General features: G+C 36.1%; 14 protein-coding genes and 3 pseudogenes. 11 read left to right on the forward strand and 6 right to left on the reverse strand.

What is annotated here, in order from left to right; genetic code table 11:
• Positions 1 to 159: 159 nt before the first annotated feature.
• The gene (gene ubiF, locus AYJ55_RS05980; protein WP_063654882.1) at positions 160 to 1,341 is read left to right on the forward strand and encodes a 3-demethoxyubiquinol 3-hydroxylase; all 1,182 of its coding nucleotides are present in this window, start codon (positions 160 to 162) and stop codon (positions 1,339 to 1,341) included.
• A gap of 492 nt (positions 1,342 to 1,833) precedes the next feature.
• Here the strand turns inward: ubiF and ygfZ are convergent, their stop codons facing one another.
• Entirely contained in the window at positions 1,834 to 2,820 is a 987-nt protein-coding gene (gene ygfZ, locus AYJ55_RS05985; RefSeq protein ID WP_063654884.1) for a tRNA-modifying protein YgfZ, read from the reverse strand.
• Positions 2,821 to 3,079: 259 nt separating this feature from the next.
• On the opposite strand from ygfZ, the gene sdhE reads away from it, so the two are divergent.
• From sdhE to AYJ55_RS06005, 5 genes and pseudogenes are all read left to right on the forward strand, one after another.
• A complete protein-coding gene (sdhE, locus tag AYJ55_RS05990) occupies positions 3,080 to 3,346 on the forward strand; it encodes an FAD assembly factor SdhE (protein WP_063654885.1) in 267 nt (88 codons plus the stop codon).
• 34 nt (positions 3,347 to 3,380) lie between these two features.
• Complete coding sequence (locus tag AYJ55_RS35640; RefSeq protein ID WP_074167943.1) at positions 3,381 to 3,566, forward strand: protein YgfX; 186 nt, start codon at positions 3,381 to 3,383, stop codon at positions 3,564 to 3,566.
• 416 nt (positions 3,567 to 3,982) lie between these two features.
• Positions 3,983 to 4,255, forward strand: a pseudogene (locus AYJ55_RS05995) (transposase); the annotation flags it as partial.
• 137 nt (positions 4,256 to 4,392) lie between these two features.
• Positions 4,393 to 4,794, forward strand: a complete 402-nt coding sequence (locus AYJ55_RS06000) for a hypothetical protein (RefSeq protein ID WP_063654887.1) — start codon at positions 4,393 to 4,395, stop codon at positions 4,792 to 4,794.
• Between the two features lie 136 nt (positions 4,795 to 4,930).
• Positions 4,931 to 5,314 carry a hypothetical protein gene (locus AYJ55_RS06005; protein WP_162505349.1) on the forward strand — a complete coding sequence of 128 codons (384 nt, stop codon included), beginning with the start codon at positions 4,931 to 4,933 and terminating at the stop codon, positions 5,312 to 5,314.
• On the opposite strand, the pseudogene AYJ55_RS31710 reads toward AYJ55_RS06005, so the two are convergent.
• Positions 5,274 to 6,137 (reverse strand): annotated as a pseudogene (locus tag AYJ55_RS31710) (IS701 family transposase); the annotation flags it as partial. The gene AYJ55_RS06005 and the pseudogene AYJ55_RS31710 sit on opposite strands and share 41 nt — an antisense overlap.
• Positions 6,138 to 6,267: 130 nt before the next feature.
• Positions 6,268 to 6,420 carry a hypothetical protein gene (locus AYJ55_RS30530; protein ID WP_187153183.1) on the reverse strand — a complete coding sequence of 51 codons (153 nt, stop codon included), beginning with the start codon at positions 6,418 to 6,420 and terminating at the stop codon, positions 6,268 to 6,270.
• A gap of 348 nt (positions 6,421 to 6,768) precedes the next feature.
• Between AYJ55_RS30530 and AYJ55_RS06020 the strand changes: the two genes are divergently transcribed.
• A complete protein-coding gene (locus AYJ55_RS06020) occupies positions 6,769 to 7,191 on the forward strand; it encodes a hypothetical protein (RefSeq protein WP_162505350.1) in 423 nt (140 codons plus the stop codon).
• Positions 7,136 to 7,408 (forward strand): FliH/SctL family protein, encoded by a 273-nt coding sequence (locus AYJ55_RS35645; protein WP_074167944.1) that lies wholly within the window; start codon positions 7,136 to 7,138, stop codon positions 7,406 to 7,408. The genes AYJ55_RS06020 and AYJ55_RS35645 overlap by 56 nt, the downstream gene beginning before the upstream one ends.
• 175 nt (positions 7,409 to 7,583) lie before the next feature.
• Here AYJ55_RS35645 and AYJ55_RS06025 read toward each other — a convergent pair.
• Positions 7,584 to 8,553 (reverse strand): annotated as a pseudogene (locus tag AYJ55_RS06025) (IS256 family transposase); the annotation flags it as partial.
• A gap of 36 nt (positions 8,554 to 8,589) precedes the next feature.
• On the opposite strand from AYJ55_RS06025, the gene AYJ55_RS06030 reads away from it, so the two are divergent.
• Complete coding sequence (locus AYJ55_RS06030; protein ID WP_063653415.1) at positions 8,590 to 8,955, forward strand: IS630 transposase-related protein; 366 nt, start codon at positions 8,590 to 8,592, stop codon at positions 8,953 to 8,955.
• Positions 8,924 to 9,412, forward strand: a complete 489-nt coding sequence (locus AYJ55_RS25150; RefSeq protein ID WP_222703438.1) for an IS630 family transposase — start codon at positions 8,924 to 8,926, stop codon at positions 9,410 to 9,412. The genes AYJ55_RS06030 and AYJ55_RS25150 overlap by 32 nt, the downstream gene beginning before the upstream one ends.
• Here the strand turns inward: AYJ55_RS25150 and AYJ55_RS06035 are convergent.
• Both AYJ55_RS06035 and AYJ55_RS06040 read right to left on the reverse strand, forming a co-directional pair.
• Positions 9,343 to 9,915 carry a phage terminase large subunit family protein gene (locus AYJ55_RS06035; protein WP_245677281.1) on the reverse strand — a complete coding sequence of 191 codons (573 nt, stop codon included), beginning with the start codon at positions 9,913 to 9,915 and terminating at the stop codon, positions 9,343 to 9,345. The genes AYJ55_RS25150 and AYJ55_RS06035 overlap by 70 nt on opposite strands.
• A 105-nt stretch (positions 9,916 to 10,020) precedes the next feature.
• On the reverse strand, positions 10,021 to 10,590 hold the full coding sequence (locus tag AYJ55_RS06040; RefSeq protein WP_063655142.1) for a MerR family transcriptional regulator: 570 nt from the start codon (positions 10,588 to 10,590) through the stop codon (positions 10,021 to 10,023).
• A 698-nt stretch (positions 10,591 to 11,288) separates the two neighbouring features.
• Between AYJ55_RS06040 and AYJ55_RS06045 the strand changes: the two genes are divergently transcribed.
• Positions 11,289 to 12,614, forward strand: a complete 1,326-nt coding sequence (locus AYJ55_RS06045) for a pentapeptide repeat-containing protein (RefSeq protein WP_063654893.1) — start codon at positions 11,289 to 11,291, stop codon at positions 12,612 to 12,614.
• Positions 12,615 to 12,832 lie beyond the last annotated feature (218 nt).

Genomic DNA, 12,832 nt, shown 5'->3' on the forward strand with positions numbered 1-12,832 from the left:
TGTCATACTGGGAACATTATGTATTAAATTAGAAAATTTTGATATGTATTGTATTCGTTTGGGGCATCGGTGACCAGTATGTTGGATAGATTATTAGTAAATGACTTAAGAAAAACTAGGCCTACTATTAGATTGATGACTATTGATAGCTAAGTTGATATGAATAGAATAGATGAAAATTATGACATTGTAGTGGTTGGTGCCGGTATGATAGGTGCAGCCATGGCAATTGGATTGGCCAAAGAAGGTTGGCAGATCCTGTTACTTGAACACACTAAACCTGCACCTTTCGATCCGTTAGAGCAGCCTGATTTACGCGTTTCAGCGCTAAGTTATACTTCGGTGGATCTACTTAAGCAACTTGGTGTGTGGAATAGTGTTTTAAATATGCGCGCAGCCCCTTATCGAAGGTTAGAAACGTGGGAAGGGGAAAACTCACATGTGATGTTTGAAGCAGACAGCCTTGGTTTACCTGAACTGGGTTATATGGTTGAAAACCGTGTTTTGCAATTGGCATTATGGCAACAATTTTTTCAATATCCCAATCTTAGCTTGTTATGTCCCGCCAAATTGGTAGCAATGCAGCGTCAGAATCAACAGTGGGAAATGACTTTAAGTAATAATCAGCGACTATCGGCAAAGTTAATTATTGCTGCTGATGGCGCATGTTCTCAGGTGCGACCTTTAGCTGGAATTGGCAGTAGCGGTTGGCAATATAATCAATCATGTCTGCTTATTACAGTTAAGATGGACCAACCGCAACAGGATATTACTTGGCAACAATTTTTTCCTTCTGGTCCGCGAGCATTTTTGCCGTTATTTGATCATTGGGCCTGTTTGGTTTGGTATGATAAACCTGCCCGAATTAGACAACTGCAAGTTATGTCCCTGGAGCAGCTTAAGCAAGAAATTATGGCAGCTTTTCCTGCTCGCTTTGGCTCACTGCAAGTTGTTGCTAAAGGGAGTTTTCCACTGACCCGCCATCATGCTAATCGTTATGTTGAAGAGGGGCTAGCGTTGATTGGCGATGCTGCTCATACTATTAATCCACTTGCCGGTCAGGGCGTTAATCTTGGTTACCGTGATGTTGATAGTTTGTTGAAAATATTGATTAATGCAAAGACCTATTTATTACCTTTTTATGCTCGAAAAACTTTACTGACTTATCAACAGGATAGGATGCCAGATAACAAATTGATGCAGGCCGGTATGGATACTATTTATACACTGTTTAGTTCTCAGCTAGCGGGTGTAAAATCAGGCCGAAATTTAGCATTAATGTTAGTACAAAGACTAAATACAGTTAAGAAAAAGCTACTTAAATATGCTTTAGGTTTATAACATAAAGTCGATTATGATATTTTCACGAGTTTCGCACAGGCATATAAAATTCCAGAAATGGCTTAAAAGCAATGGTTAATTTGCAAGTTACTAAAACGTATAAATTTGTTTAAATTACAATAAGTTGCTTTTAATTTATAAGATTTTTTTTATTTATATATTATGTTGAATTAAACTTAAAAATAGAGCGTTTTTTTATTGGTGCGAAACTCGTGAAGCATATAAAACTCCAGAAATGGCTTAAAAGCAATGGTTAATTTGCAAGTTACTAAAACGTATAAATTTGTTTAAATTACAATAAGTTGCTTTTAATTTATAAGATTTTTTCTATTTATATATTATGCTGAATTAAACTTAAAAATAGAGCGCTTTTTTATTGGTGCGAAACTCGTGAGGTATTGATTTTATAACAGGGATATTTTCAGGATCCCTGTTTTGCTAATATGAAAACTGCTTATTTGAATAACTTTTTATTAGCAATCGACGGATATGCTATTCCTCTTCCGGCAATGAGTAAGGCAAAGGTTGAATAGTGAGCTGACTATTGGTTTCGCCAACCAGCCGAAAAATACTCTCTTTAGGCATATCATTATTCATGACAACTTGCACACTAATAAAACCTTTTGTCATGGTAACAGCAGCTAATACTGTTCCAGTGCGCCGCCAGTTATCACCTATTTTCCACTCGATAGCATCTCCAGTTTTTGGCAGCGTATTTGCTGTCCCCGTTAACCAAAACATGGCACGCTTATTGGCGCCGCGATATTTTGCTCGAGCGACTGTTTCTTGCCCGCTATAGCAGCCTTTCTGAAAACTAATACTTGCGGGTAATGCCTGTAGATTAACGGCTTGAGGAATAAATTGTTCACTATTCTCAACATCAATATTAGCAATTCCAGCGGCAATATCGAAAGCTAACCATTGCTGACTATCACCATGTTGGGGGAAATGTTTTGTCAGTTCAGCGGCAGTTGCGCTATCAGTAACAATTAAAAAACGTTCAAACGGTAAACTAAAGTGCAGTAAAGTCGCCTGTCCTAGATGAATAACGTGCTTTTCCTTATCGGGTAATAGAGAAAAGTGGCTGCTCAATGCGTCACGAATTCCTTGGCCGGCAACACCTAACAGCACAGTATTGTGCTGCTGGCTGAGTGTTATTTGCGAGAAAACCGCGTATTTTTTCAGTTCAGTAAGTTGTTTTACTGCCACACTAGTGCGTAAAATATAGCCAAAGCCTTGGTTATAATGAAATAAACGTAGTGTGCTCCACATTTTTCCTTTGGCATCACAGTGGGCGGTAAATATATGTTGTTGTGCAGTTAATGTAGCAATATCCGCGGTTAATTGACCCTGTAGATATTTTTCAGCATCAACCCCTGTTGCTGTGATGAAACTCCAATCATTAAGTGACATTAACGTTAAGGGTAATTGATGGTCTATTTCACAAGTTGCTGGTGTAAATTTATTTAGGCTTGTCATGTGTTCATCCGCTAGTAACTTGGATAAGAGTAGTCATAATGGTAAAATAGCTAACAGACAAAGCAAGTAATATTATTAAAATTAACTAACAAAATTAATGTCGAATAATTTATCTATATAAAGTTTTTAGTTAGTGGTTAGTTGTGGTTTTTACAAAAATGTTACTTAAATCATTTCGATATTGATGAGAATTTGCTATGCTAAATTCTGATATGGAATCAAAAATTATTCACAAAAGTTTTTAAGGTTATTTTATCGTATGGATATCAATAATAAACCCAGGATCCACTGGGCTTGTCGTAGAGGAATGCGCGAGTTGGACATCGCCATTATGCCTTTTTTTGAGTATGAATATGATTCACTTACGGAGGATGAGAAATGTCTGTTTGTTCGTTTACTAGAGTATGCAGATCCTGATTTGTTCAACTGGTTGATGAATCATGGACGTCCTGATGATGATGGTCTTTATCATATGATTCAATTGATACAGAGTAGAAATAAACAACGTGGTTCTTTGGAAATTTAATATCAATGTTTCGTGGCTGACATAGCTTTTTTCAATGGGTGTTCATGTGCGAATTGGCTTGTTAGTTTTCTTTTCATCTTGGCCGCCAAATAATCTGGTTACTTGGTTGATAGCGACCTTATTAATTGTGGCAAGTTGGGTAAGGAGTCAAAAAAATATAAGTCGTTGTAAAGGTAGTTTAGCTTTATTTAATGGTAATAAGATATTAAATAAAAAATAAAGCTTAAATATCAATCGGTTAAAAAATATAGCCCATTTAATATATGCATTTACAGGCGAAAATAAGCAATTTCACTCACCATAAATCAATTACTTACCGCTCATAGTGAATTCTGGTTTTGCCTAATTTTGACTGAAATCTCAGTTTAAATTCACACTCTTTTTTAATTCCCAAATAACCTTAACCATTCGTTTAACTACGGAGAAATAGTTATGTCTAAATTAATCACAACACGAGTTTCGCACAGGCATATAAAATTCCAGAAATGGCTTAAAAGCAATGGTTAATTTGCAAGTTACTAAAACGTATAAATTTGTTTAAATTACAATAAGTTGCTTTTAATTTATAAGATTTTTTCTATTTATATATTATGCTGAATTAAACTTAAAAATAGAGCGTTTTTTATTGGTGCGAAACTCGTGTCAGTCAAGAAGAAAATGAAGCCTGTTGAACAGACTTGTTTCGACAAAGTCATCTTGCGTCATCGTTCTGTCATTGAAACGGTATTTGATGAGTTAAAAAATCTTTGTCAGATAGCGCATACGCGGCACCGCTCTCCTGCTAACTTTGTAGTGGATTTATTAGCCGGGCGGGTTGAATATTGTTTAATTCCATCTAAACCAAAGATACCTGTGGCAGGAACATATCTTCAAGCACAATTGATAATGCTTATCCCGAACTCAGGTTAAATAAGGCAGTAGTGCATAGCCCCACGTGAAAGCGGGGGGTTTATACCTTCAAAATGTGCGTTGTATTTTCATTTCAACAGTTATAATCTTATTATGATTTGAAGCTTTTTGTGATACTGGAAAGGAGGAGGTAATGCATGTTAAGCCGACTCATCCATATTTTGTTCGCGCTTACTGCTATTGCTCCACTTTCTATATCATTAACATATGTGTTTGTAACAAGTAATAAGTTTCAATTTGCAGTAATCGCTCTTGTGGCATGTCTTATTCTCGGATTGACTGCAATTATTGTCGTCAATAAAGCACGCTCACATCTAGAACGCTTACCAATAAATATAAAAAAAGCAAAAAGCGCAGATAAAGAAGTTATCGGTTTTTTTACTGCTTATGTATTACCGTTGGTACTCAAAGGCGTATCTGCACCAGATTTGGGCGCTTGGGCTATGGCTGCCTTTATGCTTTTGTTTGTATTGTGGAGCACGCACGCTTTTCAGGTAAATCCTGTTCTCGGTTTGTTTGGCTATCTATCATTTCTATGAAGTTGAAACCGCAGACGGGATAACCTACCTGATAATAACCAAAAGAAAAATAAATGACATCACTATTGTGAATTATGTTGTGCAACTTTGGGAACATGGGATTTTAGACACTAGTGTGGCAAATTAAGGAATAGGCTTGATGAATCTTTTTGTATTGATTGACGTTCTAGGTGCGCGAATTATTAGATTTCCGCTTACTGAATCTTTGCAAGTTGAAATAAATGCATTGTTTAGTAAGCAATTCGAATCTTTTTGGGGGAACGAGCCTGAACTTATACCGTTTGATGGGCGTTGTAGTCCTGACGAGGGCGAGTTATTAAATATTGCCGATTTTACCGATATAGATGGCATCAACGAGATAGTAGATAAACCTTTGTCAGTAGAAACTTTCAATCCTCAACTTCATTATCTTGATAAAGTTAAGGCGATATTCACATCGCATCTACACAAGGGAAAAAAGTCACGAGTTTCGCACAAAACTAATTTGGGTACGCTAATAAAACACGGATGTGCTCAGTAATAGCATTTTTGATTACGTCCCAATTTTGTTGATAAAGGGTTATTTTTTCAGATATACGACGTTTATGTTGTCAAACCACGCAGAAATAGCGAGAAAAATATGATTTCTTTGTGCTCGGCTCGTGCGAGCCTGACAGCGTTCAATACCACAATTTTGTTTAACTTCTCGATGATAGACTTCAACAGACCAACGGGCATCCATGATAGATTTGACGTATTGACGGGTGGGATTGTTTTTGTTTGTTACTATGTAATCAATACGGCTGTTTTTGGCTGTAAATTTGAAAACAGTCACCTAACCGTAGCCTCGTAAGTGTATTGAAGTTCCTTCTTCTGAGATGTCTAACTTGTTCAGTTGTTTGTTATGGTTAACAATCCTGTTTTTCCTCAGCGTGGTTACCCAGACCCAACCATGAGAGCGAATTGATTTCAGATTATCCAGGCTAGAATACCAGGCATCCATCACTACCGCTTCTGGTATGATCCCTCTTTTTTTAGCAAGAGCGAGCATTTCGGAAAAGTGCGTGTTTTTTGTTTTTCCATCGGAATCTTTATCATAAATACGATAATCAATAGGAATTGATTCAACAGTTGTTAGATTATGCCAAAGTAAATTAACTAAACCTATGCCAGCAATAACATCATGTTCATTACCTGAATATTGATAATGGACCATCTCTATTTTTTTACTACGTGTTTTGGCAATCAATGTATCATCGGCAATTAGTACGCAAGGGCTTTTTTTGTCTATAGAAGGTTGAACTAATCGCAATAAGTCTTTAGTTTAGGTCGAAAACATCTACTTTTAGCCATCGACTAATAGTCACGAGTTTCGCACAGGCATATAAAATTCCAGAAATGGCTTAAAAGCAATGGTTAATTTGCAAGTTACTAAAACGTATAAATTTGTTTAAATTACAATAAGTTGCTTTTAATTTATAAGGTTTTTTCTATTTATATATTATGCTGAATTAAACTTAAAAATAGAGCGTTTTTTATTGGTGCGAAACTCGTGATAGTGTCATGAGATAAAGGCGATGGGTTTACTTCTGATAACGCCAAACCAGAGTATCTCACACTGCTTACTTGTAAGAATGTTCTATACACGAGTTTCGCCCAGACATATAAAGTTCTAAAAATAGCTAAAATAATGTTTTATCCGCAAGATACTAAATAATATAAAATATATGTTTATTTCAATAATTTATATTTGAATTAGCAATTTTTGCGAATTATATATTATGTTGAATTGAACTTAAAAATAACTTGTTTATTTGTCGGTGCGAAACTCGTGCTATAGATATTTTTAATGCATGGATAACCGGACAAAATATAAACACCCTAATTTTTTCTTGTTTTGAACTTTATACTTCTTTTTTGGAGATTGCGAAACTCGTGAAAGATAGAAAAAAATATTATCATAGCCGATAAGTATAAACTTGTTGCAGAGATATTATGTCAAAATATAACCAAAGAAGTAAATTTACAATGTTACCATTTACTCAAATAGATGATCAGATTGTCATTAACGATGAAATAAAAATTTTAAAAAAAGCCGATTATCAATCCTATCTTAATGGCCAAGAATTTATCGATATTGCCAAACAGCATGCCAGAAAAATTGAAAATGATGCAGATAGTATTTATCAAGCTCGTTATACTGCAGGCTGGCAAGAAGGTTTGGCACAATCAGCCCAACAACAAGCAGAAATTATTCATCAAACTTTAATAAATTGCCAAATTTTTTATCAACAAGTTGAAAGCCAATTAGTTAACATCACTATAGAAGCGATGCGAAAAATTATTGCTAATTATGAACCTGATGAACTTTTATATAAAAATATCAGCGCAAAATCTTGCGCTTGTTCATCAACATAAAAAAGTTATCTTACGCATTTCACATAAGCAAGTTAATTTTTTGCAAAGTAAATTAACCGAACTACATAAAATACAACCAGAAATTGAGTATATCGACATTGTTGAAGATTCGAGATTAGAAGAGAAAGATTGTATTTTAGAAACCGAAGTCGGTATGTTAAATGCCACTATTGGGAGTCAATTGAATGCAATAAAGCAAGCCTTACTAGGAAAATAAGCATTGTTTTAATTAATACCAATAGATAAAAAATTAAATAACCTGAGTTCGGGATAAGAAATAAAGTGAAAGTCTTGCTATTCAAATAGTTGAATGTGCATATTTCGTTAAAATACTCTAACAATTTGATTAAAGAGTAGAGCATTATTAAACAATTATGGAAAATCTTACTGAACTTTATTGCCTGATTGATGCCAATATAGAGTAATTTTAATAAGCTGTTTTCATTAGGAAAAGCCCCTTTGGTTTTAGTTAATGTCCTAAACTGCCGATGAACCGCCTCTACTGCATTGGTCGTATAAATGGGTTTTCTAATGGCTTTAGGGTATCGAAAATAAGCACTGAGCAACTCCCATTTACTTCGCCAGGATTCTAGCACTATCGGGTATTTTTCACCCCATTTCGTTTCCAGTTCATCAAGGGCAAGCTCAGCAGCCGCTTTAGTATCTGCACGATAAACCGGCTTTAGATCAGCCATAAAGGCTTTTTGGTCTTTACTGGCAATATAACGTAAGCTATTGCGAATTTGATGAACTACGCATAGCTGAACTTCTGTCTGCGGGAAAATACTGGCTATCGCTTCTGGAAACCCTTTTAATCCGTCAACACAAGCGATTAAAATATCTTGTATACCACGGTTATGTAAGTCAGAACGCTCAGCCAATGATGTGCTCCTTCTGTTTCAGACATATAGAGTCCTAACCATTCCTTATGCCCATCGGTGGTTAGTCCAAGTACTGTGTAGATTGCCTTATTGATATAGTGACCATCTGTTTTATCTTGTAATGAATGGCATCGAGCCAGACAAAAGGATAGAGCGCCTCCAGAGGGCGTTGTTGCCAGGCTTTTAATTCAGGGAGTAATTTGTCAGTAATATGCGTAATAGCTCCATCTGATATTTCCAGTCCATATAATTCTGCAACATGTTTTTGAATATCACGATAACTCATGCCTAATGCAAATAACGATAGGATTTTATTATCAATATCCTCTGATAATTTTGTCTGATTTTTCTTAATGAGCTGAGGCTCAAAAGCACCTGACCTGTCTCTGGGCGTTTTCAGTTCAAATTGACCTGATGTCGATTTAACCGTTTTTCGAATATAGCCATTTTTACGCGTATCGATTGACGTTGTCGATAGGTATAGCTAGGCGACTTAATTTTGATTACAAGGTGTGTTATGAGTTATACAATTGATTTTCGACGTAAAGTAATATCTGTAAGGAAAGCCGAAGGTTTAACAATTCGAGAAACTGCGAAACAATTCCGTATTGGAAAAGCGTCTTTAGTACGTTGGCTTAAACGACCAGAGCCAAAAAATTCAACGCCACGTAAGAGGAAGCTCGATAAAAATGCTTTAGCAAAAGATGTGGAACAGTATCCAGATGCTTACCAAAAGGAACGGGCAGAGCGATTCGGTGTTTGTAAAAAGACTATTTGGCAATCCCTTAAAAAGCTGGGATTAACCTATAAAAAAAACTCTATTCCATCCAAAAACCAACGAAAGCGACAGGCTGGCACATCAGCAAAAAAGACAACAGTATGAAAAAAAAGATAAATCTGTTGTTTTTATTGATGAAAGTGGTTTTTCACATGACACTCCACGAACTCACGGCTATTCCCCAAAAGGTCACCGTTGTTTTGGCCTGAAAAACTGGGGTGCTAAGGGAAGAACAAATGTTATTGGCGCTTTATTGGGAACAACCCTTTTTGCTATCGGATTATTTGATTGCAATATTAATCGTGATGTTTTTTGTGTTTGGATCACAAAAATATTGCTCCCAGAACTTCCTGAAAATTCTGTTATTTTTATGGACAACGCTAGCTTTCACAAAGGTAAGAATATTGAACAGGCAATTATAAACGCAGGACACCAGATAGAATATTTGCCTGTGTATTCACCAGATTTAAATCCTATAGAACATAAATGGTCTCAAGCTAAACGTAAAAAGATGGAAACAGGATGCACTATCGATGACCTGTTTTTAATACATATGCTGTAATCAAAATTAAGTCGCCTAGCTATACCCAGTGCGATTTGATCACCTTCTGCGCCAGCCCCCCCAAAGGGGTAACCATCCACCTCGTCAAATAAAATAATGCGACAGGTAATACGTCGAAAACCACCTGGCGAATTCGCGCCGACCAGGGTTAAATTTGCCCCATTTGAAAATTGCTTTTTAAGGATAGTCTGGCCAGTGTCTTTCGCTTTGGCTTCAGGGGCGATAGCCGTGAGTCTCGGGGTATCGCGTATCATCGGCGCGATTTCTGTTTTACTATAATCTTCGGCATCCTCCACACGCGGTTGTACCACTAAGATGGGTGACGGATCATATGAAAGATAATAGGCCACCACATGGTCAAGGATTTTGGTATAACCAACCAGGGCGGATTTCATGACAGAGACTTGCGTGACATCCGGATCAGTCACCGCATCCATAATGCCATCCTGATAGGCAAAAGAACGAAATTTACCGGTTTGCGCACTGTTCTCCTTGGAGAGCACTGCATATTTATTCGCCCATTTACTGAGTGATAACGCTTCTGGGGGGGGGGGGGGGTGATATCGATGCGTTTTTGAAATAGGGCATCGGTAAATAGCTGTCATGCATTATCCCGCCTGTTCACAGTCATCAAGGCTAAACTCCTCCATGGCCTCATAAATGATTTCCTGCAAGGTAGCGACAAACTGTGTGTCGTTTGCGGTGTTCGCTAATGCCCGCAGTCTGGGGCCATGTTCAGGCGCAATAGCGATTAAACGTGTACGTATCCGCGCGTATTCTTTTCCAACCTGATTGATCATATCGAACCAGGGGAGAACTTCACCCGATTTAATACGGTGCTCCAGTTTTACCAATTCAGCTAAATAGTGCTCTTTGATAGCGCGTGATGCTTCCAAACTGCGGATTTGCTCATCATTTGATACTAATGAAGCATATAACGATTCTGCACGTTGTTGAAAATCATGAGTATCAATGACCGTTGCTTGATGAGGCGCTGGTTTTTTCTTTGCGTTTTGGATACGAAGATCATGACTGTCACGATACTGTTTTAGATTTTCATCACTGCTTTCAACATCAATCTCGCCATTGAGCATCACGATATATTTTCCGCTTTTAATCCATCGCGAGATAGTTTTACGGTTTACACCCGTATGCTTGGCGTACTCAGAAATATTCATCGTCGACATGGGACATTCTCCACAATCAATGGGACATTGGGACACATGGGGCATAGCGTGTGACATGCCCCATAAAACAGGGGACACAAAATCCAAATAATTTTTCGTTAACTCGATGAAATAAAAATAAAAGTGACCCTCCCATATCATGGGACATGGGACACAAATTCAAAAACGTTTAGCTAGTGAAATACTGCGGTGCGCAATGCCCACCTTTTATGAAAATGTTAGGAAGGACCCAAAATAAATATTATAATAAACAATAGTTTATTGTTAAACGGATTTAATTAAAAACCACAAATATATTAGCTATTTTGGAAGTCTTAGACGCATTTGGCATCACAATAATGTTAATTATTTGAATAATCTCCATCAATCACGAGTTTCGCACAGGCATATAAAATTCCAGAAATGGCTTAAAAGCAATGGTTAATTTGCAAGTTACTAAAACGTATAAATTTATTTAAATTATAATAAGTTGCTTTTAATTTATAAGATTTTATCTATTTATATATTATGCTGAATTAAACTTAAAAATAGAGCGTTTTTTTATTGGTGCGAAACTCGTGTCAATGTTAAAATGTGATACAGACTGATTACTATTTAACACAGATAAGTTATTAAATGGATAAACCAAAATAAGCAGATGAAGTTTATTTTATACTTTTTGGAAAATAGAAAATATGGCATACGTAAATTTGAATGCAGAACGTTGTTCAAGTTTTGCTCATCATATAATGGATGTTAACAATGTAGAAGGTAAAAATTTAATAACATCACCGAAAGGACTACTTGAATATATAATAAATTTTTTTACCGCAGGAGGGATCAAAAGGGAATTATCTAAGCAATACGATAATTTTATTCAAGCAGTAACTCACTCTATTGAAGAAAAGAGCGCTGATCCAAACTCTTATCATTTGCCTGAGAAAATGGAATTTAATTTCAAAGGTTGTCTAGTAACAATTAGCCCCTGTGATTCTTCTCCTGATAGGGTAACTATTAGCGTTGAAGGACAAAAAGGAGAGCGTTTTACTTCAGAAATAAGTGAGAAAGAGTTTAAAAATGTCGCTACTTTATTGTTATTGCAAAAACGGCTTAATGTAAATGTTAACATGAAGGAAGGTAAGATAGATTTATCCGGCATAAATCTATCTGGAAAAAATTTATCGGGAATTAACTTAGAAGGAGCAAATTTATCATTCGCAGATCTAAGCGAGGCCGACTTAAGCGGAGCAAATCTGGAAAAAGCAAATATAACGCATTCAATACTCAATAAAGCCAGGCTAATTCAAACCAATCTAAACGGAGCAAATCTAGAACAGGCTCAATTAAAGAATGCAAATTTAAATTCAGCCTTGTTAAATAAAGTAACAATGCTTGGTACTAATTTAATCGGATCAACGCTTATTGATGCAGATTTAAAGGAAGCAGATATAAGAATATCTATCTTGGCTGACGCAAATCTACAGTATGCAAAATTAAATAAGGCAACCATTGTCGCCTCAGATTTAACACTTGCAGAGATGGCTGAAACAAATTTAACAGATGCAAATCTGTTTTCGACAAAAATGAAAGGGGCAAATCTGAGCAGAGCAAACCTAAACCAAGCAAAACTAAGATATGCGAACTTAAAAAAAGCAGACCTAAGTCAATCTATTCTAATAGAAACGGATTTTTATCAGGCAAATCTATATGGAGCAAATCTGGAAAAGGCAAATTTAGCAGAAGCTAATCTTCACCAAGCAGATTTAAGTTATACCAATTTAGCCCAAGCTATATTAGTAAAATCTAATTTAAGCAACGCAAATCTAGAAGGCGCTGTCTTACAAGAAGCTAATCTGACCCAAACAAATTTAGAGAGTGCAAATTTAAGTAAAAGTAATTTAATGAAAGCGGTGTTAAGAGAATCTAATTTAATCAATGCAAATCTAGAAGGCGCTATTTTGAAAAAAGCCAATATTACAGAAGCTAATCTGAATGGTGCAAACTTAACTAAAAGCAATTTTAAAAAGCTTCGTTGAGAAAGATGCTAACTTAATAGAAGCTAATTTTATATAAAGCGAAATTAAAGCAGACAAACTTAGAAAATACAGGTTTGACCACAGCAAATCTTGACTCTAAAACCATAATGAATATGTTAGCAAAAAAAGCGATATCGAAACTGGGTAAAATTTATGGTTAGAAAATTCAATACATTCTATATACAGTTAATACAAAATATTGATTATTTGTAGTCGCT

It is taken from the genome of Candidatus Arsenophonus triatominarum (assembly GCF_001640365.1).
Taxonomy (GTDB): Bacteria; Pseudomonadota; Gammaproteobacteria; order Enterobacterales; family Enterobacteriaceae; genus Arsenophonus; species Arsenophonus triatominarum.